The sequence below is a fragment of the Pseudomonas mosselii genome, from assembly GCF_003205295.1.
GTDB lineage: Bacteria > Pseudomonadota > Gammaproteobacteria > Pseudomonadales > Pseudomonadaceae > Aquipseudomonas > Aquipseudomonas mosselii_B.
The window spans coordinates 196,804-221,211 of sequence record NZ_QJRP01000002.1 but is presented as its reverse complement, the minus strand read 5'-3'; the positions used below and the strand labels follow the sequence as shown (position 1 = coordinate 221,211).

Sequence of the window (24,408 nt, the reverse complement as noted above, 5' to 3'; positions counted from 1 at the left end):
GCTAGCATTGCCGTTGTGTTGTGATAACTGACAAAAATGCCAGGTCTCCATGGCGGGAAGCGATTGATCGAAGGGCTTTTACCCACAGCCCTTCAAGTAGCCTGGACGACGTAGCTCGAATAATAGAAATGTCTGTATTGATCAAAAAACAATCAGCTGCCTGCAAACCTTTGAAAACGTGGGGTTGAGACAAAACCGAACACGTTTTCCACAGGTGAACCAACAGGGAATGTTGATAAGGCCGACCCAGAATCTTGCAGACCCGTGGATAGCGTCATGAAGCACTTTTATTCCGAGACTTTAGCCACACTGAAGAAGGGCTGATCAAAAAACAGCCAACATTCTCCAAGCCAATGGATTCAATGCCTGTAGAGAAATCCAAACATGTTGTCCACAGGGCCACCAACAGCGATTGTGAGCAATTTCGCTGGTACCTGGCACTACGGTTTGGTTGTGCTTTTTACCGAGCTGATCATTTTTTGATCTATCCTTTGTAGGCCTTGAATTTCAGTGGCTCTGGCAATGCACGAACATTTTATTCACAGCCTGGCAAACAGATTCAGTGGGCAAGTGATGGAGCCGGTTCGAGTCGATGTCAGTCCAGCAGGATTCTGAGGATAGTTATGCACATGGATCAGTACGGCTATGGCGGAGCGTAAACAGCGGCCCCCTATGGGAGCGGGTTTACCCGCGAAGCCGGCCGCGTGCTGGATGGCACCGGCTCTGCCGGTGTTCGCGGGTAAACCCCTTCCCACACGGGGAGGTGTGAACTGGCCTAATGATTCTGGGCACCTTCACCGGGCGTTATGAGCTTGTGGATAGTGAGTGCCGCAAGTCAGCGCAGGACGCCCTCCTCCACCAGCAGCTTCAGGATCGCCTCGGCACCCTCCTGTGGCGACACATCTTTGAGCACCTTACCGCCCCCGCCACTGGCCTTGGCCGTGGCGGCTTTCATGCGGTCGGCACCACTCTTGGCCTTGATCACCTTGAGCCGCTTGGGCCGAGGGCGGGCAGGTTGTAAAGCATCCTCGGCCAACAGCGTATCCTCGATCACCGCTACGTGACGTGCCGCCAGCACCCCGCGCCGGGCCGGGCCGAACGCCGACTGCCGAGGCTTGGGCGCAGCGTTATCCACAGTCGCCAGCAATGGCAGGCGCACCTTCAGGCGACGCCGCTGACCCCTTGGCAGAGCCTGCAGCACCTGGGCGGTACCGTTGTCGATGGACTCGACCTCGGCCAATCCCACCACCAGCGGCCAGCCCAGTCTCTCGGCCAGCAGGAACGGCAGCATGCCCGAGCCTTCGCCGGTTTCGGCCTGGCTGCCGGTCAGCACCAACTGGGCACCCGCGTCGCGCAGATAGTCGCCGAGCACGCCCAATACATCGGCGCCGGCGGGTTGTTCCAGCACATCCAGATGATCCAGCCCCATGCCCAGGTAGGCACGTAGCGCCTCTTCGCGAGGATCGCCGGCATGCACCACCTGCAAGTTATCCCCAGCCAGCTGCAGACCCAGTTCCACGGCGCGGGCATCCTGCTCGGCGCGGCGGGCGCGGCCCGAGCTGGGGTGGGCGCCGATCGAGACCAGGCTGATGACTTTCGTACTCATGCTCGCTGCCCCTATGCCGCGTCGCGCTGGCCGCCGCTGCGGAAGTTGTCCACAGCCTCGATCAGTGCCTTGAGAATCGCCGAGCTGTCGCCGATCACCGACAGGTCGGCCCGTTTGATCATGTCGCAGCCCGGGTCCATATTGATCGCCACCACCTTGTCACAGGCGCCGATGCCCTGCAGGTGCTGGATGGCGCCGGAGATACCCACAGCCACATAGACCCGCGCCGTGACCCAGGTGCCGGTGGCGCCAACCTGGCGGTTGCGCGGCATGAAGCCGTCGTCCACCGCCACCCGCGACGCGCCCTCGGTGGCGCCGAGGGCCGCCGTGGCCCGGTGGTACAGGTCCCAGTCCTTGACGCCGTTGCCGCCGGAGACGATGAACTCGGCCTCGGCCATGGCGATGGCGGCCGGGTCCACGGCCACCGAGCCAAGATCTTCGATACGCGACAGGCTGCGCGCCACGCCTGTGGACAACTCCACCGGCAGCGCTTCGTGACGGGTTTCGCTGACCGGCTCGGCGCATTCGGCGGCGGCCAGGATCAGCCGTGGCACATTGCGCTGAATATCCTGCTGGCCGGCACCAGCACGGCCAATGCACTGGCCATCCTTGACCTGCCACACCCGCGTCGCCGGGCGTTCGCCCAACGCGGCGGCCAGGCGACGCCCCAGTTCGCCGCCGCCGGTACGGCTGTCGGGCAGCAGCCAGTGGCGTGGCGCGAACTGGTTATCCACAGCCCGCAAGCCCTGGACCAGTTGCTCCGGTGCATAACCTTCGAAGGCCTCGCCCTCGATGACCAGCAACCGATCGACGCCGGCTGTGGAAAAGTTGTTTTCCTTGTGCTCGCCGAAGACAACTGCCAGCACCGCGCCGTCGCTGCCAGCAAGGCTGTGGGCAAGGCCCAGCAGGTCTCGGTCGTGGCTGCCCAGGCGGCCACCGACCATGTCCGGTACCACGGCAATGTAGAAGGCCGGGGCCGCCACACTGTGCAGCGGCAACTGCACTTCGGCGGCCGCACTGCGTCGCCCGCCGACACCGGTGCCCTGCTGGGCGCCGCTGCGGTCAATGCGCTTGAGGCCGCTGGGGCCGATGAAGCCGGCGGCGATCGCGTGCGGGTTCTTGCGGATGATGCCGTGAGGCCCCATCCAGCTGGTCTGTTGCGTCTGCATCGCCGCGTGCAACGGGTGCAGGCGGTTACGGGCGATCCACTCGGCGCGTGGGTCGCGGCGGATGATGTCGCTCATCAGTGCACCTCCGCAGGTTCACGTTTGGCAGCCTGCGACTTCGCGGTTGTAGGGGTTTGGTCTTCGATCAGCACATCGGCGACCAGCTCGGCCAGGTCCTTGATCTGTGGGCGCGGTTCGACCACGCCCTCGAGCATCGCCGTGCACTGTGGACAACCCACCGCCACCAGCTCGGCCTCGGTCTCGCGGATATCGTCCATGCGCATGTCGGGAATACGCTGCTTGCCGGGGATGTCGGTGATCGGCGCACCGCCACCACCGCCGCAGCAGCGGGAACGGAAGCCCGAGCGCTGCATCTCGCGCACTTCGATACCCAGCGCCTTGAGCACTTCACGCGGGGCTTCGTATTCGCCGTTGTAACGGCCCAGGTAGCACGGGTCGTGGTAGGTGACACTGCCACCCTTGTGCTGGCCGAGGTTGAGCTTGTTCGCGGCGATCAGCTCGGCAATGTAGGTGCTGTGGTGCTGCACCTGGTACTCGCCGCCCAGGGCGCCGTATTCATTCTTCAGCACATGGAAGCTGTGCGGGTCACAGGTGACGATGCGCTGGAACTGGTACTTGCCCAGGGTCTGGATATTGCGCTTGGCCAGTTGCTGGAAGGTCGCTTCATCGCCCAGGCGCCGGGCCACGTCACCGCTGTCGCGTTCTTCCAGGCCGAGCACGGCGAAGTCCACGCCGGACGCTTTCAGCACTTTGACGAAGGCACGCAGGGTGCGCTGGTTGCGCATGTCGAAAGCACCGTCGCCGACCCAGAACAGCACCTCGGTGCGCTTCACCTCGGACATCAGCTTGAGGTTGAGGTCGGCAGCCCAGTTCATCCGCCCACCTGGAGCGAAACCACCGGGGTTGTCAGTCGCGATCAGGTTGTCCAGCACCTCGGCACCCTTGTTCGGCGTAGCGCCCTTTTCCAAGGTCAGGTGGCGGCGCATGTCGACAATGGCATCGACGTGCTCGATCATCATCGGGCACTCCTCGACGCAGGCGCGGCAGGTGGTGCACGACCACAGCGTCTCGGCGTCCACCAGGCCGTTGACGATCGGCTGGTGCGGATGGCCGCCATGCTCGCCGACCGGCTTGCCCGGGTAGGGGCTGCCGGCGAACTGCGCGTCGGTGCCACCGGCCAGGCCGATGACCATGTCCTGGATAAGTTTCTTCGGGTTCAGCGGCTGGCCGGCGGCGAACGCCGGGCACATGGCCTCGCATTTGCCGCACTGCACGCAGGCGTCGAAGCCAAGCAGCTGGTTCCAGGTGAAGTCGACCGGTTTTTCCACGCCCAGCGGCGCGTTGGGGTCTTCGAGGTCCAACGGCTTGAGGCCGGTGGAGCGGCCACCGCCGAAGCGCTCGGCGCGGCGGTGCCAGGCCAGGTGCAGGGCACCGGCGAAAGCGTGCTTCATCGGGCCGCCCCAGGTCATGCCGAAGAACAGCTCGGACACGCCCCACAGCACACCGACACCCAGCAAGGCGACCAGCACCCAGCCGCCAGTACCTTCCGGCAGGATGCCGGCAACCGGCAGCGTGGCGATGAAGAAGCTCGCCGCGAACATCAGCAGGCTTTTCGGCAGGCGCATCCAGGGGCCCCTGGACAGGCGCGAAGGAGGATTGAGTCGGCGTTTGAAGACGAAAAGCGCGCCCGTGAACATGATCACCGTGGCCACCAGCAAGGCATAGCCCAGGATCCTGCTATGCAGGCCGAAGCCGTGCACCAGGATCGCCAGCACGGCCGACAGCACGAAGCCGCCAGCGGTGGCCACGTGGGTCTTGGACATGTACTTATCGCGCTCGACCACATGGTGCAGGTCCACCAGGTAGCGCCGCGGCATGGCCAGCAGGCCACCAATCAGGTCAACCTTGCTCGGTCGCCCGCGCCGCCACATGCGTACCCGGCGCAGGGCGCCGAGCACCGCCAGGCCGAGGGCGGTGAACAGCAGGATGGGTAAGAGGGTGTTCAACATGGGAGGCTCCCACAACAGCTAGAATCCTGCGCCGCTCTCATGGGCGGCACCGACCCCTGTAGGAGCGGCCTTGTGTCGCGAAAGGGCTGCGAAGCAGCCCCAGCAATTCATCAGCGCTGAGAATGCCGGGGCCGCTGCGCGACCCTTTCGCGACACAAGGCCGCTCCTACAGGGGGGCCAATCCCGCCCCTAGAGAGGCGGTGCGATCAGAAGTCCTTGCACAACCGCAAGGCGTCATAGATCGCCGCGTGCACGTTGCGCTGGGCCACGCAGTCGCCGATGCGGTACAGCAGGTAGCCCTCGCCCGGCTGGCTCAGGATCGGCTGCGGCTTGATGGCGAACAGCGCCTCCACGTCGATCTGGCCCTTGTTGCGCGAGCCGTCCTTGAGCGCGTAGTACAGCTGCTCGTCAGGACGCACGCCGTTCTCCACCACCACCTGGTCGACCACGCGCTCTTCCTTGGCGCCGGTGTACTCGTTCTCGAGCACCGCCACCAGCTTGTCACCCTCGCGATAGACCTTTTCCAGCATCATGTCGCCGGTCATGATCACTTCCTTGGGGTACATGCTGCGGTAGTAGGTCGGGAAGGTCGTGCCGCCCATGGCCACGCCCGGCTTGATGTCGTCGGTGACGATCTCGACCTGGCTGCCCTTGTCGGCGAGGAAGTCGGCCACCGACATGCCGGTGAACTCGCAGATGGTGTCGTACACCAGCACGTTCTTGCCCGGTGCCACCTTGCCGTCGAGTACGTCCCAGCTGCTGACTACCAACCCTTCTGCGGCGCCCCAGTGCTCGTTCTGCTCAAGGAACGAATGGCCACCCACCGCCAGCACGATGATGTCCGGGCGCAGGTCCTGGATGGTGTCCACATCCGCGGCGGTGCCCAGGCGCAGGTCGACCTTCAGGCGGGCGAACTCCAGCTGGTACCAGCGGGTGATGCCGGCGATCTGGTCGCGCTGCGGCGCCTTGGCGGCAATAGTGATCTGCCCGCCGATCTGGTCCTTCTTCTCGAACACGGTGACGTCGTGGCCGCGTTCGGCGGCGACGCGGGCCGCCTCCATGCCGGCCGGGCCGGCGCCGACCACCACCACCTTGCGCTTCGGCCCGGTGGATTTCTCGATGATGTGCGGCACGCCCATGTATTCACGGGAGGTCGCGGCGTTCTGGATGCACAGCACATCCAGGCCCTGGTACTGGCGGTCGATGCAGTAGTTGGCGCCGACGCACTGCTTGATCTGGTCGACCTGACCCATCTTGATCTTGGCAATCAGGTGCGGGTCGGCGATGTGCGCGCGGGTCATGCCGACCATGTCGACATAGCCGCCTTCGAGAATTCGCGTGGCCTGGTTCGGGTCCTTGATGTTCTGTGCGTGCAGCACCGGGACCTTGACCACTTCCTTGATGCCGGCCGCCAGGTGCAGGAACGGCTCCGGCGGGTAGCTCATGTTGGGGATGACGTTGGCCAGGGTGTTGTGGGTGTCGCAGCCCGAGCCGACCACGCCGATGAAATCGAGCATGCCGGTGGCGTCGTAGTACGCGGCGATCTGCTTCATGTCCTCATGGCTCAGGCCATCGGGGTGGAACTCGTCGCCGCAGATGCGCATGCCCACGCAGAAGTCGTCGCCGACTTGGGCACGTACGGCTTTCAGAACTTCCAGGCCGAACTTCATGCGGCCCTCGAAGGTGCCGCCCCATTCGTCGGTACGCTTGTTGACTCGCGGGCTCCAGAACTGGTCGATCATGTGCTGGTGCACGGCCGACAGCTCGACGCCGTCCAGGCCGCCTTCCTTGGCACGACGCGCGGCTTGCGCGTAGTTGCCGATCACCCGCCAGATCTCCTCCACCTCGATGGTCTTGCAGGTCGCGCGGTGCACCGGCTCACGGATGCCCGACGGCGACATCAGGGTCGGCCAGTTGAAGCCGTCCCAGCGCGAGCGACGGCCCATGTGGGTAATCTGGATCATGATCTTGGCGCCATGCTTGTGCATGGCGTCGGCGAGGTTCTGGAAGTGCGGGATGATGCGGTCGGTGGAGAGGTTGACCGACGACCACCACTCTTGCGGGCTGTCGATGGCCACCACCGAGGAGCCGCCGCAGATGGCCAGGCCGATGCCGCCCTTGGCCTTCTCTTCGTAGTACTTCACGTAGCGGTCGGTGGTCATGCCGCCGTCGGTGGCGTAGACCTCGGCGTGCGCGGTACTGAGCACGCGGTTGCGGATGGTCAGCTTGCCGATCTGGATCGGCTGGAACATTGCTTCGAAGGCCATGACGCTATCTCCGGCTTACAACGGCTTTGTAACGAACAGGCCATCTTCGTGGCCCTCTTCCGAACCGCCGTAGACCTGCTCGGCCACGGTGCGGATCGAGCTGCCGCGGGCAGCGAGAATCTGGTCCATGGCCCCGGCGAACCAACCGGTGAACATGTAGTCGACCTTGCGGCCGCACTTGCCATACACGTACACGAACGCGGAGTGCTTGAGCTTGACGCTGCAAGTGCCTTTGTCGAGGTCGATGTCCTGGATCTGGAACAGGCCCCAGCCACGCTGGGACAGGCGCTTCATGTAGTGCTCGAACACTGCCACGCCTTCCAGGCCATGGCATTCGGCCTCTTTCTCGCACCAGTGCCAGGCGGATTTGTAACCGGCCTTGTAGAGGATCTCGGCGTACTTGTCGGCGCCCAGCACCTCCTCGATGCCCATGTGGTTGTTGACGAAGAAATGCCGCGGCACGTAGAGCATCGGCAGGGCGTCGCTGGTCCAGACACCGGTCTCGCTGTCGACTTCGATTGGCAATTGCGGGGCGATCTTGGCCATGGAAACTCAACTCCATAAAATTTTTTGTTTGGATGCCCCGGCGTTGCTGGCAGGGGCTCTCAGGCTTGGAGAGCGGCTTACTCGCCCCAGACGTCTTTCAAGACGTTGACCCAGTTTTCGCCCATGATCTTGCGCACCACGCGTTCGGAGTGGCCGCGCTTGAGCAGGGTTTCGGTCAGGTTGGGGAACTCGCCGACGGTACGGATACCCAGCGGGTTGATGATCTTGCCGAAGTTGGTCAGGCGCCGGGCGTAGCCCTTGTCGTGGGTCAGGTACTCGAAGAAGTCCTGGCCGTGGCCCTGGGTGAAGTCGGTGCCGATGCCGATGGCGTCCTCACCGACGATGTTCATGGTGTACTCGATGGCCTCGGCGTAGTCGTCGATGGTCGAGTCGATGCCCTTGGCCAGGAACGGCGCGAACATGGTCACGCCGACAAAGCCGCCATGGTCGGCAATGAACTTGAGCTCTGCGTCGGACTTGTTGCGCGGGTGTTCCTTGAGGCCCGATGGCAGGCAGTGGGAATAGCAGACCGGCTTCTTCGACTCGAGAATGACTTCCTCGGAGGTCTTGGAGCCGACGTGGGACAGGTCGCACATGATGCCGACTCGGTTCATCTCGGCGACGATCTCGCGGCCAAAGCCCGACAGGCCGCCGTCACGTTCGTAGCAACCGGTACCCACCAGGTTCTGGGTGTTGTAGCACATCTGCACGATGCCCACGCCGAGCTGCTTGAACACGTCGACATAGGCGATCTGGTCTTCGAACGCATGGGCGTTCTGGAAGCCGAAGAGGATGCCGGTCTTGCCCAGTTCCTTGGCCTTGCGGATGTCGGCGGTGGTGCGTACCGGCATCACCAGGTCGCTGTTCTCGCGGATCAGCTTCTGGCTGGACGCGATGTTGTCGACGGTGGCCTTGAAGCCCTCCCACACCGAGACCGTGCAGTTGGCCGCGGTCAGCCCGCCCTTGCGCATGTCCTCGAACAGCTCGCGGTTCCACTTGGCAATGATCAGGCCGTCGATGACGATGCTGTCGGCGTGAAGTTCGGCTGGGCTCATCAGGCTGTCCCCTTTTATTGAAGTCTGCATGCGCCGAACCTTGTGCCGGCGCTTTGGGGCCAGCATATGCCTGCCGCCCGAGGCGCCCCGATGCAAAAACGACAGGGGGTTTGCCGAAAGCGTCAAAGCCCGACAGGGCACGCTCTGGCCTGCGCCTCGCAGATGAGAGCCAGTCTCGACAACTGCCTTTGCAAGCCTTTGATGAACATTTCGTCAGGGAGCTATCGCCGCGCCCGAGGCTGAGCGAGAATCCCTGCGATTCGTCAGCCTGTTCAGGAGAAAACGGATGAAATCAATGGCATGGCTGGTCCTGCTGGCCGTCGCGTACGGCGCTCAGGCCGCCGAAGAAGAAAGCACGCCCTGCGACAACGTCGAGAGCGACCAGCAGGGCTATGCCTGCGCGGCCTACAACAAGCAGACCGCCGAGCGCGAGCTGAAGGCTGCCTACGATGACTTGATGCAACGCATCCGCGACCAGTACGCCGACGAAAGCGACAAGGCCGGTGCGCTGACCGGGCGTATGGAGGCAGCCGAGAAGCTGTGGGCGCAATTGCGCGATGCCGACTGCAAGGTCGAGACCTATGCCGAAAAGCCAGGCAGCAAGGCGTTCGAGGCGGCATGGAACACCTGTGTAGCGCAGCGTAGCGATGAGCGGTCGGAGTATCTGCAGACCATTGGGCAGCAGTGATCCTGCACCGGCCCCTTCGCGGGTAAACCCGCTCCCACAGGGACCGCGAATGCTTCTGTGGGAGCGGGTTTACCCGCGAAGGGGCCGGTGCAGGAGAACATCAGACTGCCTTGGCCAGCCTGTCCTCCCTCGGACAGCGCTCGAACCGCGCCCGGTAGCAGCGGGTGAAATACGACGCCGACTCGAATCCGCACGCCACCGCCACCTCCAGCACGCTCATGTCGGTCTGGCGCAGCAACTGGCGGGCCTTGTCCAGCCGCAGCCGCAGGTAGAAACCACTGGGCGTGTCGTCCAGGTACAAGCGAAACAGCCGCTCCAACTGGCGCCGGGTCACCTGCACGCCATCGGCCAGCACCTGGGTGTTGAGCGGCAGTTCGGTGTTGCGCTCCATCTCGCCGATCACCTTCACCAGTTTCTTGTTGCGCAGCCCATAACGCGTGGCGATCTCCATGCGCTGGTGGTCCTGGCGCGGACGGATGCGCCCTAGCACAAACTGCTCGGAAACCTGCACCGCCAGCTCACTGCCGTGGGCCTGGGCGATCAGGTCGAGCATCAGGTCGATGGAGGCCGTGCCGCCGGCGCAGGTGATGCGTCGGCGGTCGATCTCGAACAGCTCCTGGGTCGCCTGCAGGCGTGGATAGCGCTCCTTGAACGCCTCCAGCGCCTCCCAGTGCAGGGTCGCCCGGTGACCGTCGAGCAGCCCGGCCTCGGCCAGCACCATCGCGCCCGTGTCGATACCCCCGAGCACCACGCCTTCATGGTCGAGACGACGCAGCGCCTGCTGCAGCGCCGCGCCATAGCACGCCAGTGGCTCGAAGCCGGCCACCAGCAGCAACAGCCGCCCATGCCCGCCCTCCCCCAGCGCGCCGTCGGCATTCACCGACATGCCGTTGCTGGCCTCTACCGCGCCACCGTCCAGGCTCAGCACGCGCCAGCGGTACAACGGGCCACGGAAGCGGTTGGCCACGCGCAGCGGCTCGATGGCACTGATGAAACCCATGGCGGAAAAGCCGGGTAGCAACAGGAAGTCTATGGTTTCCGGCATCGCATGCTCCGCGCAAAGGTGGTCGCCTCCGTGCAAGTGTTGGTCGCCAGGGTGCGATTTTCCACCCTGCCGCCAGCGTAGCGTGTTCTCACGGCCCGCAGAGGCCGGACCCATAACAATATGCACTGCCGATGGAGAGCCACCATGCAACGCTTTATCCGCCGCAGCCTGTTGTCCCTCGCGCTCAGCACCACCGTAGCCGCTCCCCTTTTCGCCGCCGAACCCGCCGTCTGCAAGGACGTTCGCCTGGGCGTGGTCAACTGGACCGACGTGATCGCCACCAGCGCCATGGCCCAGGTGCTGCTCGATGGCCTGGGCTACCAGACCAAGCAGACCAGCGCCTCGCAGCAGATCATCTTCGCCGGTATCCGCGACAAGCGCCTGGACATGTTCCTCGGGTACTGGAACCCGATCATGACCCAGACCATCACCCCGTTCATCCAGGCCAAGCAGGTCAAGGTGCTCGACAAACCCAGCCTGGAAGACGCCCGCGCCACCCTGGCCGTGCCGAAATACCTGGCCGACAAAGGCCTGAAGACGTTCGCCGACATCCACAAGTTCCAGAAGGAACTGGGCGGCAAGATCTACGGCATTGAGCCAGGCTCCGGCGCCAATACCCAGATCAAGGCGATGATCACCAAGAACCAGTTCGACCTGGGCAAGTTCCAGCTGGTCGAGTCGAGCGAGGCCGGCATGCTCGCTGCGGTGGACCGCGCGGTGCGACGCAAGGAGGCGGTGGTGTTCTTCGGCTGGGCGCCGCACCCGATGAACGTGAACATCGACATGGTCTATCTCGGCGACAGCCAGGATGCCCTGGGCCCGGACGAAGGCCGTGCCACGGTGTGGACGGTGACCGCGCCGGACTACGCCCAGCGCTGCCCCAACGCCCACCGCCTGCTGGCCAACCTGAGTTTCAGCGCCGAAGACGAGAGCCGGATGATGCAGCCGCTGCTCGATCACAAGGACGCGCTGGAGTCCGCCCGTCAGTGGCTCAAGGACCATCCCGAGGACAAGGCGCGCTGGCTCGAGGGGGTAACGACCTTCGATGGCAAGCCCGCCGCGGACAACCTCAAGCTCACCGCCAACTGACAGAACCTCATCGCCTATTCGCACACCGACAGGTCAACCCGGTCGGTGTAGGAGCGGCCTTGTGTCGCGAAAGGGGTGCGAAGCGCCCCCAGGATTCGTGCATCAAGCAGATGTTGATGGGGCCGCTTTGCGGCCCTTTCGCGGCACTAGGCCGCTCCTACAAAAATCTATCGCCCAAATCATTACCAGGAATCCACCATGAACCACGAAGTCATCATCACCTGCGCCCTCACCGGCGCCGGCGACACGGTAGCCAAGAGCCACCTGGTCCCGGTCACCCCGAAACAGATCGCCGAATCCGCCGTCGAAGCCGCCAAGGCCGGCGCCACCGTGGTCCACTGCCACGTCCGCGACCCGCAAACCGGCCGCTTCAGCCGCGACGTCAACCTCTACCGCGAAGTGATGGAGCGCATCCGCGAGGCTGACGTGGACATCATCGTCAACCTCACCGCTGGCATGGGCGGTGACCTGGAGATCGGCCCGGGTGAATCGCCCATGGAGTTCGGCCCTGGCACTGACCTGATCGGCCCGCTGGAACGCCTGGCCCACGTCGAGGCGCTGCTGCCGGAAATCTGCACCCTCGACTGCGGCACCCTCAACTTCGGCGACGGCAACGCCATCTACGTCTCCACCCCGGCCCAGCTGCGCGCGGGCGCCAAGCGCATTACCGAGCTGGGCGTGAAGGCCGAGCTGGAAATCTTCGACACCGGGCACCTGTGGTTCGCCAAGCAGATGATCAAGGAAGGCCTGCTGGACGACCCGCTGTTCCAGCTGTGCCTGGGCATCCCGTGGGGCGCGCCGGCGGATACCACCACCATGAAGGCGATGGTCGACAACCTGCCCGCCGACGTGACCTGGGCCGGCTTCGGTATCGGCCGCATGCAGATGCCCATGGCCGCCCAGGCGGTACTGCTCGGCGGCAACGTGCGGGTGGGGCTTGAGGACAACCTCTACCTGGACCGTGGCGTACTGGCCAGCAACGGCCAGTTGGTGGAACGGGCGGCGGAAATCATCACCCGCATGGGTGCCCGCGTACTCAGCCCGGCAGAAGGCCGGGAAAAGATGAACCTCAAGCGTCGCTAAAATCCCCGTAGGAGCCTGATATGCCTTTCATCACCGACATCAAGACCTTCGCCGCCCTGGGTAGCGGCGTGATCGGCAGCGGCTGGGTCGCCCGTGCCCTGGCCCATGGCCTGGACGTGATCGCCTGGGACCCGGCGCCGGGCGCCGAGGCGGCCCTGCGCAAGCGCATCGCCAACGCCTGGCCAGCCTTGCAGAAGCAAGGCCTGGCGCCCGGCGCCTCGCAGGATCGCCTGACCTTCGTCGCCACCATCGAGGAATGTGTACGCGACGCCGATTTCATCCAGGAAAGCGCCCCCGAACGCCTGGACCTCAAGCTCGACCTGCATGCGCAGATCAGCGCCGCCGCCAAGCCCGACGCGATCATCGGCTCCAGCACCTCGGGCCTGCTGCCCAGCGAGTTCTACGAATCGGCCACCCACCCCGAGCGCTGTGTGGTGGGTCATCCGTTCAACCCGGTCTACCTGTTGCCACTGGTGGAGATCGTCGGTGGCCGCAATACCAGCCCCGACGCCATCGAAGCGGCGAAAACCATTTACACCGCGCTGGGCATGCGCCCGTTGCACGTGCGCAAGGAAGTCCCCGGTTTCATCGCCGACCGCCTGCTCGAAGCGCTCTGGCGCGAGGCCTTGCACCTGGTCAACGACGGTGTCGCCAGCACCGGCGAGATAGACGACGCGATCCGCTTCGGCGCCGGCCTGCGCTGGTCGTTCATGGGCACTTTCCTCACCTATACCCTGGCCGGTGGCGACGCCGGCATGCGCCACTTCATGGCCCAGTTCGGCCCGGCGCTGAAGCTACCCTGGACTTACTTGCCAGCGCCGGAGCTGACCGACAAGCTGATTGACGACGTGGTGGAAGGTACCTCGCAGCAGCTGGGCGAACGCAGCATCGCCGCGCTGGAGCGCTATCGTGATGACACCCTGCTGGCGGTGCTGGAGGCGGTGAAATCCAGCAAAGCCAGCCACGGCATGGCCTTCAGCGATTGAGGAGAAAACGATGCCCGCCCTGATCACCTACCGTACCCGGGTGTTGCCGGAATGGGTCGACTACAACGGCCACCTGCGCGATGCCTACTACCTGCTGATCTTCAGCTACGCCACCGACGCGCTGATGGAGCGCATCGGCCTGGATACCGACGCACGGGGCCAAAGTGGACACTCGCTGTTCACCCTGGAGGCGCACATCAACTACCTGCACGAGGTGAAGCTCGATACCGAAGTGTGGGTGCAGACGCAGATCATCGGCTTCGACAGGAAGCGCTTGCACCTGTATCACAGCTTGCACCGGGAAGGGTTTGACGAGGCGTTGGCGGCCAGTGAGCAGATGCTGCTGCATGTGGACTTGGCGGGGCCGAAGTCGGCGCTGTTTGGCGAGCATAGTGTTGCGTTACTGAATGGCCTGGTGGGCGAGCAGCGTGATCTGCAGGCACCGCAGTTTGTCGGGCACGTCCTGAGGCTACCTGCTGGCTGACAGATTCTGGGGGCGCGTTGCGCCCCTTGTGCCGCGAAAGGGTTGAAAAAAAACCCCGGAATGCCGTGAGCGTCCGGGGCCAGAAGCGAGCAACATCCACTGTGCATGAAGTGAGGGTGACCAAACCCTCGGTGCCGTGAATGACGTCAGTGTGCGGCCTCCCTTCCCCGACGATTTAGCCGTAAACGACCTGTTCTTAACCAAAGCGGCCATCGCGACAATCCGCCCTTGCCGCCTTGGCACATCGGACACAGAATCGATTGCAAACAACAGCAGCGAAGGACATTAGCCATGATGCATGCGGACTTGATCGACCAGGACGACCTGCTGGGCCAGCTGCGCTCGCGGGGTTTCGACATTCCGGCCGGCGCCAGCGCCGAGCAGGCCTGCGAGGTGGTGATACGCGGACTGACCGAGCCCAATGCGCGGGCCCTGAAGGGCATGGTCGAGCAAATGTACACCGGCAGCGCGACCATCCTCCCGGCAGTGCGCCAGGCCATCGACAAGCAGTTGCTGCCGGCGTTGGCGCATTTCATCAAGCGCGCTTGAAATGCTCGTGGGAGCGGACTTATCCCGCTCCCACCAAGTGCGTGATATATACATAAGTGCACACCGGCGAACGTTGACTCGCAAAATACATATTCACGAGCGCGCGTTAACCATGCCCCATGTCGAACCTCGCGACAGGGTTAATCACTAACGGAAATAATTCGCAATCTCCTCTCGACGCTCGTTAAGCAGGCGCACGACATTATTGTTATTAGCCGTTCCCAAGGCCGTACCTTCGTAAGTCGCGTTCGGGTCCGAAAAATGATTAAGCACCACAGAGTTATCTGTGGTCCAGGTAAATCTGTCCATCTCCGTTCTGAACGCCCTGCCACCATTTAATAACTTCCCTCTGTATGCAAACCGATAACGAGGCTCGCCCAGGTCGGGATCTCCAGTTACCCAGAGATGCTCAGCTCCAAAAAGATGTCCTAACTGATGATGAACGTTTAGTGCCCAAGTGTATGGTGGCACTATAGCAAATGCATTTTCTTTTCGGTTTGCAACATAGCTTTTCCCAGGCCTGCGGGATACCTGAGAAACAACCATCACCACATCGCCGCCCTCTTCTTCCCTCACAGCAGCTACCCTCTTGCCCACCGCTGTTGTTGGAAATCGAAAATAGCGCAGCAGTTCAGCTTCAGTACTCTTATGTTCAGAATTGCCAATTTCTCTAAACACAGGAGTGAACTTTACATTCACACCACTTGATTGAAATAATGAAGTAGCCGTTTCAAAGTCGTTCTGGAATCTTGGATGCAGATCAGGTACTTTCAACGCACTATCAGTCAATAGGACAAGCACCCGAATTTCACTTCTTGCACTAGACTTCTCCTTTACCTTTATGTCATTCCCTGTGTGCGCCACACTCTCGTGCAATGGCTGACAATCCATCTCCTCGGTAGGTTCTTGCTTTATCAGAACCTGCCGTGCATCTTTCAATGTATCCAACGCATAGACAACCCCTCGCACACTGACCGTTCCAAACAACCGCCCGTCGTAGCGGCTTACCGAAATCCAGGTCAGTGGATCCACATCGACTTCTTGAGCGGAAGAAAAACGTTGTTTACGGTCGTCATTTATATCGCCAAACCAGTATGAGCCGTGAGCATCGTCATCCTCTGATCTTCGCTTTTGAAACTGCAGAACCTGGCCGTCTGGCATTGATACAGATAGAGATTTTGTATCTCCTGCTATCAAGTCAGGTCTGGTCTCAACTAAATTAACCTCAACCTTGTACTTGCCGTGCACCGACGACACCAACTCCCGCACCACGGCGTCGCCTGGAAGTTTCGATTGCAGTTCCCCAAGGTCCAGCACCTGCTTTACCCGCAGCAGCATTGAAGCGTCATCTATCGACGCAGCATTTTCGCGCCCCATGACTTCCGGCGCTGAATTCAATAATAACGCACAAAGAACCAGCTTCACTTTGAACATTATGCGGTATGACATACTCTACCCCTGCCCTTCACTATATTGGATGCACTGGATGCATTGGATGCCATGAGTGATGAATCGGCAACTGGTAGAAATGTCAGGTCCTCAAAAGCCCCCTAAAAATCCGTGATCATCCGGGACACGTGCGAGCACAATCCATTTTGTGAAAACTGAAGGCGAGCAGATATCGGCGCCGAGAGTGGCCAACAGGCGCGTTACAACAATTCGCGGGAGCGGGCTTGGTCCGCGGAATCATCCGCAGGTGCTGCATCGCTGCCTTTTAGGCACCATCGCGGGCAAGCCCGCTCCCAGCAAGCGCGAGATGTGCTTACAAGCGCACACTGGCAAACGTCGACTCGTTGCGCGCCTGGCTCAGCGCCGCCATCGGCCCGCTGTGGGGCGACAGGGCCATGGCTTGCGGAATCGGCATCATCGCCACCTGCTGGGTGGTGTTCGAACCCACACGCTCGTCACGCGGCGGAATGCCGAAGTACTCGCGATAGCACTTGGAGAAGTGCGGCGTGGACACGAACCCGCACACCGACGCCACCTCGATGATCGACATCGGCGTCTGCTTGAGCAGTTGCCGGGCGCGGATCAGGCGCAGCTTGAGGTAGTAGCGCGACGGCGAGCAGTGCAGGTACTTCTGGAACAATCGCTCGAGCTGGCGCCGCGACACCGCCACATACACCGCCAGTTCGTCCAGGTCGATCGGCTCCTCGAGGTTGGCCTCCATCAGCGCGACGATCTCCTGCAGCTTCGGCTGGTTGGTGCCGAGCATATGCTTGAGCGGCACGCGCTGGTGATCCTGCTCGTTGCGGATGCGCTCGTAGACGAACATCTCGGAAATCGCCGCCGACAGCTCACGGCCATGATCGCGGCTGATCAGGTGCAGCATCATGTCCAGCGGCGCGGTGCCGCCGGAACTGGTGAAGCGGTTGCGGTCGAGGGTGAACAGGCGGGTGCTCATGTTCACCCGTGGATAGGCTTCCTGCATTGCCGCCAGGCATTCCCAGTGCACGCTGCAATCGAAACCGTCGAGCAACCCGGCGCAGGCCAGCGCCCAGCTGCCGGTGCACACCGCGCCCAGGCGGCGCGACTGGCGGGCCTGGGCCTGCAGCCAGGTGACGTGCTCGCGGGTGACGGTGCGCTGGATGCCCACGCCACCGCAGACGATCACCGTGTCCATGGGCGGTGCGCTGTGCATCGCCGCGTCCGGGGTGATCTGCAGGCCGTCGCTGGCCCATACCTGGCCGCCGTCGACGGTCAGCGTGTGCCAGCGGTACAGCTCACGACCGGACAACTGGTTGGCCATGCGCAGGGGTTCGACGGCCGAGGCCAGCGAAATGAGGGTGAAGTTGTCCAAAAGGAGAAAGCCGATGGACTGGGGTGCTGTGCGGTTCTGGGTTGGGGTCCCGGAGGTGTACGACGTCATCGCGATTTCTCCTCACACAATGCAGGGTGTGCCTCAGGCGAGCACTGTTCTTGTAATGGCCCCGTTTCGTATGCAGGGGCTTTGCCAATCTCAACGCAAATGGCATGCCTGAAATTGAACGCTCATCCAACAAAACCCAAAAACGACGTCGGCATGCGCCTTCCAACGGGCCGGGTGATGAGCGTCAGGTCAAACGCAAACGGGCGCGCCAGCGCCCCTGCGCGTCACCGCTGAGCAATTCGGTAGCACTTGTGGGAAGGTTGCCCAGATGCGACAGACTTGAGTGTCACCGACAACGACGCTGCTGGTAACGACAGGCGACGGCCGGTAGATGACAACCGATGCGCCAGAATGTGGCGCATCGGCCAGGCGTGGGCCGGAACGGCGCATCAGCATTCGATGACGCTGACCGCAAGGCCCCCACGGGAGGTTTCCTTGTACTTGTCGTGCATGTCGGCGCCGGTGTCGCGCATGGTGCGGATCACCTGATCCAACGAGATGAAGTGTTCGCCATCACCACGCAGGGCCATCTGCACGGCATTGATCGCCTTCACCGCGGCGATGGCGTTGCGCTCGATGCACGGCACCTGCACCAGGCCGCCGACCGGGTCGCAGGTCAGGCCGAGGTTGTGTTCCAGGGCGATTTCGGCGGCGTTTTCCAATTGTGCCGGTGTGGCGCCGAGCACATCGGCCAGACCGGCGGCGGCCATGGCACAGGCCGAGCCGACCTCGCCCTGGCAACCAACCTCGGCGCCGGAGATCGAGGCGTTCTTCTTGCACAGAATGCCTACCGCAGCAGCACCGAGGAAGAAATCCACCACGTTGGATTCATCCACCACATCGGAGAAGCGCATGTAATAGTGCAGCACCGCCGGGATGATTCCCGCCGCGCCATTGGTGGGCGCGGTGACCATGCGCCCGCCAGCGGCGTTCTCTTCGTTGACCGCCAGGGCGAACAGGTTGACCCACTCCATGGCGCTCATGGTCGAACCGATCACGTTGGGCTTGCCCAGCTCCTGCAGGCTGCGGTGCAGCCGGGCGGCGCGGCGACGCACATTGAGCCCGCCGGGCAGGATACCTTCATGCTTGAGGCCGTTGTTCACGCACTCCTGCATGGCTTGCCAGAGCTTGAGCAGGCCGGCGCGGATCTCGGCTTCGCTGCGCCAGACCTTTTCGTTCTCCAGCATCAATTGCGACACGCGCAGGTCGTTTTGCTTGCACAGGCGCAGCAGCTCGGCGGCGCTGTCGAAGTCGTATGGCAGCACGGTCTGGTCGGCGTCCAGCACGCCGCTGGCGGCCTGGGCGGCATCGACCACGAAGCCGCCGCCCACCGAGTAATAGGTGTCGCGATGCAGCTCGCCACCCTCGCCTTCGGCGATCAGGGTCATGGCGTTGGGGTGATACGGCAGGTTCTCGTCGAGCAGCAGCATGTCGCGGGCCCAGACGAATTCGATGGGCAGGCGGTTGTCGAGCTTGAGCACGTTGGTTTCGCGCAGGTCGGCGATGCGCGGGGTGATCTGGCTGGGGTCGATGGCGTCGGGCCATTCGCCCATCAGGCCCATGATCGTGGCGTTGTCGGTGCCGTGGCCGACGCCGGTGGCCGACAGCGAGCCATACAGCCTCACTTCGATGCGCCGCACCTGCTCCAGCTCGCCGCGTTCGCGCAGCCCCTGGACGAACAGCGCACCGGCGCGCATAGGGCCGACGGTGTGCGAGCTGGAAGGCCCGACACCGATCTTGAACAGGTCGAACACGCTGATGGCCATTGTCGCATCACCTCTTGATGGGCTTGTCTCGCAGCGCCGAACACCGCCTTGCGCAACTGCTAGGCTGAAAGCTCGAGCCGCCTTGGAATGCTCGCATCATCGGGCTTTTGCCCACCCCCTCGCCGTCTGCAACCGACGTACTTTTGTCCAGCAGCGCCGCCACTGCACCGGCCCTGCGTGCGCCGTTTTCCAGCGCCGGGACGCCGCAAAAACCGAGGCCGGGGGGTGGAAAAATCCAGTTGCGACATCGTCCGTACTGGATGCGACCCGTCCTGTACTGGATACGACGCCACCAGTAGGCGATTGCCGAACGCTGGAGGATTATCGAAAGCGACTCGTATTGCACGGCCTCGCATCCTGCCCTCTGCAGGCCTGGTCGACCGGAGCCCTGAGAACGCCCGGCGACCCACGCGAACCCGAAGATAAAATCACAGGAGTCCATCCATGAAAGGTTCACCCTCGCTGTTGCTGGTCGCGTTGCTGTCCGCTCCGCTGCTGGCCCAGGCCGCCGAACCCGAGCAGTGTCAATTGGTGCGTTTCTCGGATGTCGGCTGGACCGACATCACGGTCACCACCGCGACCACCAGCGTCGTGCTCGAAGCCCTGGGCTACAAGACCCACACCACCATGATCTCGGTACCGGTGACCTACAAGTCGCTGGCCACCGGCAAGGACCTGGACGTGTTTCTCGGCAACTGGATGCCGACCATGGAGAACGACATCAAGCAGTACCGCGACGCCGGCACCGTCGAGACCGTGCGCGCCAACCTGGAGAACGCCAAGTACACCCTGGCCGTGCCCCAGGCGCTGTATGACAAGGGCCTGAAGGACTTCTCGGACATTCCGAAATTCAAGAAGGAACTGGACGGCAAGATCTACGGCATCGAACCGGGCAACGACGGCAACCGCACCATCCAGAGCATGATCGACAAGAACGCCTTCGGCCTGAAGGACGCCGGTTTCAAGATCGTGCAGTCCAGCGAGGCCGGCATGCTGTCGCAGGTCGAGCGGGCGCAGAAACGCGACGAGGCGGTGGTGTTCCTGGGCTGGGAACCGCACCCGATGAACACCCGCTTCAAGATGCAATACCTGACCGGCGGGGACGAGTTCTTCGGTCCCGACTTCGGCAAGGCCACCGTGCTCACCAACACCCGCAAGGGCTATGCGCAGGAATGCGCCAACGTGGGCCAACTGCTGAAGAACCTGTCGTTCGAGCTCAAGGATGAAAGCACCATGATGGGCTATGTCCTGGACGACAAGATGAAACCCGAGGCCGCGGCCAAGAAGTGGCTCAAGGACAACCCCGGCAAGCTGGATGCTTGGCTGGCCGGCGTGACCACCGTGGACGGCAAGCCCGGCCTCGAGGCGGCCAAGGCCAAACTGACGCAATAACGCAAGACGCCATGGCAACACCGCGGGGCGGGACCGTGCCCGCCCCGGACTGATTTCAATCTTTGCAGGTGGAAGCTCGCTATCATGCTTATCGATCAGAAAATACCCCTGGGGCAGTACATCGCCTCATTCGTCGAATGGTTGACCCAGAACGGCGCCAGCTACTTCGACGCCATCGCCGCAGGCCTGGAATTCATGATCCATGGGGTCACCAGCGCCCTGACCTGGTTCAACCCGTTCGTGCTCATCGCCCTGTTCGCCGCGCTCGCGCACCTGATCCAGCGCAAGTGGGCACTCACCGTCTTCGTCGCCCTGTCGTTCCTGCTGATCCTCAACCTGGGCTACTGGCAGGAAACCATGGAAACCCTGGCGCAGGTCACCTTCGCCACGGTGGTCTGCGTGGTCATCGGCGTGCCGCTGGGCATCGCCGCCGCGCACAAGCCGATGTTCTACACCGCCATGCGCCCGGTGCTGGACCTGATGCAGACCGTGCCCACCTTCGTCTACCTGATCCCTACCCTGACCCTGTTCGGCCTGGGCGTGGTGCCGGGGCTGATCTCCACCGTGGTGTTCGCCATCGCCGCCCCCATCCGCCTCACTTATCTGGGTATCTGCGACGTGCCGCAGGAGCTGCTGGACGCCGGCAAGGCTTTCGGTTGCTCGCGCCGCCAGCTGCTGACCCGCATCGAACTGCCCCACGCCATGCCGAGCATCGCCGCTGGCGTGACCCAGTGCATCATGCTATCGCTGTCGATGGTGGTGATCGCCGCCCTGGTCGGCGCCGACGGCCTGGGCAAACCCGTGGTCAACGCACTGAACACCGCCGATATTTCCCTGGGCTTCGAAGCGGGCCTGGCGATCGTGCTGCTGGCAATCATGCTCGACCGTATCTGCAAGCAACCGGAGCTGCCGGTAAGGGGTGAGGCATGAGCATCATTCGTTTCGAAGACGTCGACGTCATCTTCTCAAGCAAGCCGCGCGAAGCGCTTTCCCTGCTCGACCAGGGCAAGACCCGCGAGCAGATCCTCAAGCAGACGGGCCTTGTGGTCGGCGTCGAGAAGGCCAACCTGGACATCAACAAGGGCGAGATCTGCGTGCTGATGGGCCTGTCCGGCTCGGGCAAATCCAGCCTGCTGCGCTGCATCAACGGTCTCAACACCGTGAGCCGCGGCAAGCTGTTCGTCGAGCACGAAGGCAAGCACATCGATATCGCTCACTGCACCCCGGCGGAACTGAAGATGATGCGCACCAAGCGCATCGCCATGGTGTTCCAGAAGTTCGCCCTGATGCCCTGGCTGACGGTGCGCGAGAACATCAGTTTCGGCCTGGAAATGCAGGGCCGCCCGGAGAAGGAACGGCGCAAGCTGGTCGACGAGAAGCTCGAACTGGTGGGCCTGACCCAATGGCGCAACAAGAAGCCGGACGAACTCTCCGGCGGCATGCAGCAGCGCGTGGGCCTGGCCCGGGCACTGGCGATGGACGCCGACATCCTGCTGATGGACGAGCCGTTCTCGGCCCTCGACCCGCTGATCCGCCAAGGCCTGCAGGACGAACTGCTGGCCCTGCAGAGCAAGCTGAGCAAGACCATCGTGTTCGTCAGCCACGACCTCGACGAGGCCCTGAAGCTGGGCAGCCGCATCGCGATCATGAAGGACGGGCGGATCATCCAGTACAGCAAGCCGGAAGACATCGTGCTCAACCCGGCCGACGAGTACGTGCGCACCTTCGTCGCCCACACCAACCCGCTGAACGTGCTCTGCGGCCGCAGCCTGATGCGCAGCCTGGACCAGTGCAAGCGGGTCAACGGCTCGGTATGCCTGGACCCGGGGATCGACTCATGGCTGGACCTCGGCGAAGGGGGCTCGCTCAAGCGCGCGCGCCAGGGCCAGAACGGGCTGGACATGCAGAATTGGGCACCAGGGCAGGACGTGGAGCTGCTGGAGCGCAGGCCGACCGTGGTGCACGCCGATATCGGCATGCGCGAGGCGCTGCGGATTCGTTACCAGACCGGCAACAAGCTGGTGTTGCAGGATAACGACAAGGTGGTGGGGATTCTTGGGGATACCGAGCTTTACCATGCCTTGCTTGGCAAGAACCACGGGTGATGCCTCTGGGGCCGCTTCGCGGCCCTTTCGCGACACAAGGCCGCTCCCACAGGGACAGTGCCAGCCTTAAGGGCAGCGCTGTACCTGTAGGAGCGGCCTTGCCGAGGCGTCGGACCGGTCGGAAAGGAGGGCAAAGCCCTCCCAGCAATTGCTCAGCGTACGACAATCCCACGCGAAGCCATATAGGCCTTCGCCTCAGGCACCGTGTACTCGCCAAAGTGGAAGATACTGGCCGCCAGCACCGCGCTGGCATGCCCTTCCAGAATCCCGTCGGCCAGGTGCTGCAGGTTGCCCACGCCACCCGAGGCAATCACCGGGATCCCCAGCGCATCGCTGATCGCCCGGGTAACCCCGAGGTCAAAGCCATTCTTCATGCCGTCCTGGTCCATGCTGGTCAGCAGGATCTCGCCGGCACCCAGGCCTTCCATCTTCTTCGCCCACTCCACTGCGTCCAGCCCGGTCGGCTTGCGACCACCGTGGGTGAAGATCTCCCAGCGCGGCGTTTCGCCTGTGCCTGAGACTTTCTTGGCGTCGATGGCAACCACGATGCACTGCGAACCGAAGCGGTCAGCCGCCTCACCCACGAATTCCGGGTTGAACACCGCGGCCGTGTTGATCGACACCTTGTCGGCACCGGCGTTGAGCAGGTTGCGGATGTCCTGCACGGTACGCACGCCGCCGCCCACGGTCAGCGGGATGAACACCTGGCTGGCCATGCGCTCGACGGTATGCAGGGTGGTGTCACGGCCATCGACGCTGGCGGTGATATCCAGGAAGGTGATCTCGTCCGCGCCCTGTTCGTTGTAGCGACGGGCGATCTCCACCGGGTCGCCGGCATCGCGGATATTCTCGAACTTGACGCCCTTGACCACCCGGCCGTTGTCCACGTCCAGGCAAGGGATGATGCGCTTGGCCAGTGCCATGGTCGTTCCTCAGCCTTGGTAGTTGTCGCAGAAGGCCTGGGCCTCGGCGACGTCGAGGGTGCCTTCGTAGATGGCGCGGCCGGTGATGGCGCCGATGATGCCGGGGGCCTTGGCGTCCAGCAGGGCCTTGATGTCGCCCAGGTTGTGGATGCCGCCCGAGGCGATCACCGGGATCGAGGTGGCTTCGGCCAAGGCCTTGGTGAAGGGCACGTTGCAGCCCTGCATCATGCCGTCCTTGGCGATGTCGGTGTAGACGATCGCCGAGACGCCATCGGCCTCGAAACGCTTGGCCAGGTCGATGACCTGCACCGAGCTCACTTCGGCCCAGCCGTCGGTAGCGACGAAGCCGTCTTTTGCGTCAAGACCGACGATGACCTTGCCCGGGAAGGCCTTGCACGCTTCGGCGACGAACTCGGGCTGCTTGACCGCCTTGGTGCCGATGATCACGTGGCTGACGCCGGCCTTGACGTAGTGCTCGATGGTTTCCAGCGAGCGGATGCCGCCGCCGATCTGGATCGGCAGGTTCGGGTAGCGCCTGGCGATGGCGGTAACCACTTCACCGTTGACCGGCTGGCCTTCGAAGGCACCGTTCAGGTCGACCAGGTGCAGGCGACGGCAGCCACCCTCGACCCATTTGGCGGCCATGCTCACCGGGTCGTCGGAAAATACGGTGGAGTCTTCCATGCGGCCTTGGCGCAGGCGTACGCAGGCACCGTCCTTGAGATCGATAGCGGGGATAATCAGCATCTTGGCAACCTG

At 63.1% G+C, this 24,408-nt stretch carries 21 protein-coding genes; 9 read left to right on the top strand and 12 right to left on the bottom strand.

The window, feature by feature from the left end:
* Positions 1 to 835: 835 nt before the first annotated feature.
* From etfB to DMX06_RS02905, 6 genes are all read right to left on the bottom strand, one after another.
* Complete coding sequence (gene etfB, locus DMX06_RS02930; protein WP_110734415.1) at positions 836 to 1,606, bottom strand: electron transfer flavoprotein subunit beta; 771 nt, start codon at positions 1,604 to 1,606, stop codon at positions 836 to 838.
* 11 nt (positions 1,607 to 1,617) lie between these two features.
* Positions 1,618 to 2,850, bottom strand: a complete 1,233-nt coding sequence (gene etfA, locus DMX06_RS02925) for an electron transfer flavoprotein subunit alpha (protein WP_110734413.1) — start codon at positions 2,848 to 2,850, stop codon at positions 1,618 to 1,620.
* Positions 2,850 to 4,802 (bottom strand): dimethylglycine demethylation protein DgcB, encoded by a 1,953-nt coding sequence (gene dgcB, locus DMX06_RS02920; protein ID WP_110734411.1) that lies wholly within the window; start codon positions 4,800 to 4,802, stop codon positions 2,850 to 2,852. Before dgcB ends, etfA begins: the two co-directional genes overlap by 1 nt.
* A 206-nt stretch (positions 4,803 to 5,008) precedes the next feature.
* Positions 5,009 to 7,069, bottom strand: a complete 2,061-nt coding sequence (gene dgcA / locus DMX06_RS02915; protein WP_110734409.1) for a dimethylglycine demethylation protein DgcA — start codon at positions 7,067 to 7,069, stop codon at positions 5,009 to 5,011.
* Positions 7,070 to 7,084: 15 nt separating this feature from the next.
* Positions 7,085 to 7,615: a DUF5943 domain-containing protein gene (locus DMX06_RS02910; RefSeq protein ID WP_028688448.1), complete on the bottom strand. Its 531-nt coding sequence runs from the start codon at positions 7,613 to 7,615 to the stop codon at positions 7,085 to 7,087.
* Positions 7,616 to 7,692: 77 nt separating this feature from the next.
* Positions 7,693 to 8,670 carry a dipeptidase gene (locus tag DMX06_RS02905; RefSeq protein ID WP_011536164.1) on the bottom strand — a complete coding sequence of 326 codons (978 nt, stop codon included), beginning with the start codon at positions 8,668 to 8,670 and terminating at the stop codon, positions 7,693 to 7,695.
* Between the two features lie 286 nt (positions 8,671 to 8,956).
* Between DMX06_RS02905 and DMX06_RS02900 the strand changes: the two genes are divergently transcribed.
* A complete protein-coding gene (locus DMX06_RS02900; RefSeq protein ID WP_110734407.1) occupies positions 8,957 to 9,358 on the top strand; it encodes a lysozyme inhibitor LprI family protein in 402 nt (133 codons plus the stop codon).
* 100 nt (positions 9,359 to 9,458) lie between these two features.
* Here DMX06_RS02900 and DMX06_RS02895 read toward each other — a convergent pair whose 3' ends face one another.
* Complete coding sequence (locus DMX06_RS02895; RefSeq protein WP_110734404.1) at positions 9,459 to 10,403, bottom strand: GlxA family transcriptional regulator; 945 nt, start codon at positions 10,401 to 10,403, stop codon at positions 9,459 to 9,461.
* A 144-nt stretch (positions 10,404 to 10,547) separates the two neighbouring features.
* On the opposite strand from DMX06_RS02895, the gene choX reads away from it, so the two are divergent.
* The 5 genes from choX (at position 10,548) to DMX06_RS02870 (ending at position 14,594) form a co-directional block, all read left to right on the top strand.
* A complete protein-coding gene (choX, locus tag DMX06_RS02890) occupies positions 10,548 to 11,492 on the top strand; it encodes a choline ABC transporter substrate-binding protein (protein WP_110734402.1) in 945 nt (314 codons plus the stop codon).
* 198 nt (positions 11,493 to 11,690) lie between these two features.
* Positions 11,691 to 12,575 carry a 3-keto-5-aminohexanoate cleavage protein gene (locus tag DMX06_RS02885; RefSeq protein WP_110734400.1) on the top strand — a complete coding sequence of 295 codons (885 nt, stop codon included), beginning with the start codon at positions 11,691 to 11,693 and terminating at the stop codon, positions 12,573 to 12,575.
* A 20-nt stretch (positions 12,576 to 12,595) separates the two neighbouring features.
* Positions 12,596 to 13,561, top strand: a complete 966-nt coding sequence (locus DMX06_RS02880; protein ID WP_110734397.1) for an L-carnitine dehydrogenase — start codon at positions 12,596 to 12,598, stop codon at positions 13,559 to 13,561.
* Between the two features lie 10 nt (positions 13,562 to 13,571).
* Positions 13,572 to 14,045 (top strand): thioesterase family protein, encoded by a 474-nt coding sequence (locus DMX06_RS02875; RefSeq protein WP_110734395.1) that lies wholly within the window; start codon positions 13,572 to 13,574, stop codon positions 14,043 to 14,045.
* Between the two features lie 291 nt (positions 14,046 to 14,336).
* Entirely contained in the window at positions 14,337 to 14,594 is a 258-nt protein-coding gene (locus DMX06_RS02870; protein ID WP_110734393.1) for a hypothetical protein, read from the top strand.
* A 147-nt stretch (positions 14,595 to 14,741) separates the two neighbouring features.
* Here DMX06_RS02870 and DMX06_RS26075 read toward each other — a convergent pair whose 3' ends face one another.
* The 3 genes from DMX06_RS26075 to DMX06_RS02860 all read right to left on the bottom strand — a co-directional run bounded on the left by DMX06_RS26075 (position 14,742) and on the right by DMX06_RS02860 (position 19,229).
* Complete coding sequence (locus tag DMX06_RS26075) at positions 14,742 to 16,043, bottom strand: hypothetical protein (protein WP_146232181.1); 1,302 nt, start codon at positions 16,041 to 16,043, stop codon at positions 14,742 to 14,744.
* 313 nt (positions 16,044 to 16,356) lie between these two features.
* Entirely contained in the window at positions 16,357 to 17,463 is a 1,107-nt protein-coding gene (gene gbdR / locus DMX06_RS02865; protein WP_046853807.1) for a choline metabolism transcriptional regulator GbdR, read from the bottom strand.
* Positions 17,464 to 17,852: 389 nt separating this feature from the next.
* The gene (locus DMX06_RS02860) at positions 17,853 to 19,229 is read right to left on the bottom strand and encodes an L-serine ammonia-lyase (RefSeq protein ID WP_110734390.1); all 1,377 of its coding nucleotides are present in this window, start codon (positions 19,227 to 19,229) and stop codon (positions 17,853 to 17,855) included.
* 444 nt (positions 19,230 to 19,673) lie between these two features.
* Between DMX06_RS02860 and DMX06_RS02855 the strand changes: the two genes are divergently transcribed.
* The 3 genes from DMX06_RS02855 to choV all read left to right on the top strand — a co-directional run bounded on the left by DMX06_RS02855 (position 19,674) and on the right by choV (position 22,726).
* Positions 19,674 to 20,621: a choline ABC transporter substrate-binding protein gene (locus DMX06_RS02855; protein WP_110734388.1), complete on the top strand. Its 948-nt coding sequence runs from the start codon at positions 19,674 to 19,676 to the stop codon at positions 20,619 to 20,621.
* 81 nt (positions 20,622 to 20,702) lie between these two features.
* The gene (gene choW, locus DMX06_RS02850) at positions 20,703 to 21,551 is read left to right on the top strand and encodes a choline ABC transporter permease subunit (protein ID WP_181427774.1); all 849 of its coding nucleotides are present in this window, start codon (positions 20,703 to 20,705) and stop codon (positions 21,549 to 21,551) included.
* Positions 21,548 to 22,726, top strand: a complete 1,179-nt coding sequence (gene choV / locus DMX06_RS02845) for a choline ABC transporter ATP-binding protein (RefSeq protein ID WP_110734382.1) — start codon at positions 21,548 to 21,550, stop codon at positions 22,724 to 22,726. The genes choW and choV overlap by 4 nt, the downstream gene beginning before the upstream one ends.
* 152 nt (positions 22,727 to 22,878) lie before the next feature.
* Here choV and hisF read toward each other — a convergent pair whose 3' ends face one another.
* A complete protein-coding gene (gene hisF, locus DMX06_RS02840) occupies positions 22,879 to 23,649 on the bottom strand; it encodes an imidazole glycerol phosphate synthase subunit HisF (RefSeq protein ID WP_110734380.1) in 771 nt (256 codons plus the stop codon).
* A 9-nt stretch (positions 23,650 to 23,658) separates the two neighbouring features.
* Positions 23,659 to 24,396 (bottom strand): 1-(5-phosphoribosyl)-5-[(5-phosphoribosylamino)methylideneamino]imidazole-4-carboxamide isomerase, encoded by a 738-nt coding sequence (hisA, locus tag DMX06_RS02835; RefSeq protein WP_062572543.1) that lies wholly within the window; start codon positions 24,394 to 24,396, stop codon positions 23,659 to 23,661.
* Between the last annotated feature and the right edge of the window lie 12 nt (positions 24,397 to 24,408).

Bases quoted from the DNA above. Each gene is read 5' to 3' on its own strand.
- etfB (WP_110734415.1), bottom strand. From the start codon at position 1,606: ATGAGTACGAAAGTCATCAGCCTGGTCTCGATCGGCGCCCACCCCAGC.
- etfA (WP_110734413.1), bottom strand. From the start codon at position 2,850: ATGAGCGACATCATCCGCCGCGACCCACGCGCCGAGTGGATCGCCCGT.
- dgcB (WP_110734411.1), bottom strand. From the start codon at position 4,802: ATGTTGAACACCCTCTTACCCATCCTGCTGTTCACCGCCCTCGGCCTG.
- dgcA (WP_110734409.1), bottom strand. From the start codon at position 7,069: ATGGCCTTCGAAGCAATGTTCCAGCCGATCCAGATCGGCAAGCTGACC.
- DMX06_RS02910 (WP_028688448.1), bottom strand. From the start codon at position 7,615: ATGGCCAAGATCGCCCCGCAATTGCCAATCGAAGTCGACAGCGAGACC.
- DMX06_RS02905 (WP_011536164.1), bottom strand. From the start codon at position 8,670: ATGAGCCCAGCCGAACTTCACGCCGACAGCATCGTCATCGACGGCCTG.
- DMX06_RS02900 (WP_110734407.1), top strand. From the start codon at position 8,957: ATGAAATCAATGGCATGGCTGGTCCTGCTGGCCGTCGCGTACGGCGCT.
- DMX06_RS02895 (WP_110734404.1), bottom strand. From the start codon at position 10,403: ATGCCGGAAACCATAGACTTCCTGTTGCTACCCGGCTTTTCCGCCATG.
- choX (WP_110734402.1), top strand. From the start codon at position 10,548: ATGCAACGCTTTATCCGCCGCAGCCTGTTGTCCCTCGCGCTCAGCACC.
- DMX06_RS02885 (WP_110734400.1), top strand. From the start codon at position 11,691: ATGAACCACGAAGTCATCATCACCTGCGCCCTCACCGGCGCCGGCGAC.
- DMX06_RS02880 (WP_110734397.1), top strand. From the start codon at position 12,596: ATGCCTTTCATCACCGACATCAAGACCTTCGCCGCCCTGGGTAGCGGC.
- DMX06_RS02875 (WP_110734395.1), top strand. From the start codon at position 13,572: ATGCCCGCCCTGATCACCTACCGTACCCGGGTGTTGCCGGAATGGGTC.
- DMX06_RS02870 (WP_110734393.1), top strand. From the start codon at position 14,337: ATGATGCATGCGGACTTGATCGACCAGGACGACCTGCTGGGCCAGCTG.
- DMX06_RS26075 (WP_146232181.1), bottom strand. From the start codon at position 16,043: ATGTCATACCGCATAATGTTCAAAGTGAAGCTGGTTCTTTGTGCGTTA.
- gbdR (WP_046853807.1), bottom strand. From the start codon at position 17,463: ATGACGTCGTACACCTCCGGGACCCCAACCCAGAACCGCACAGCACCC.
- DMX06_RS02860 (WP_110734390.1), bottom strand. From the start codon at position 19,229: ATGGCCATCAGCGTGTTCGACCTGTTCAAGATCGGTGTCGGGCCTTCC.
- DMX06_RS02855 (WP_110734388.1), top strand. From the start codon at position 19,674: ATGAAAGGTTCACCCTCGCTGTTGCTGGTCGCGTTGCTGTCCGCTCCG.
- choV (WP_110734382.1), top strand. From the start codon at position 21,548: ATGAGCATCATTCGTTTCGAAGACGTCGACGTCATCTTCTCAAGCAAG.
- hisF (WP_110734380.1), bottom strand. From the start codon at position 23,649: ATGGCACTGGCCAAGCGCATCATCCCTTGCCTGGACGTGGACAACGGC.
- hisA (WP_062572543.1), bottom strand. From the start codon at position 24,396: ATGCTGATTATCCCCGCTATCGATCTCAAGGACGGTGCCTGCGTACGC.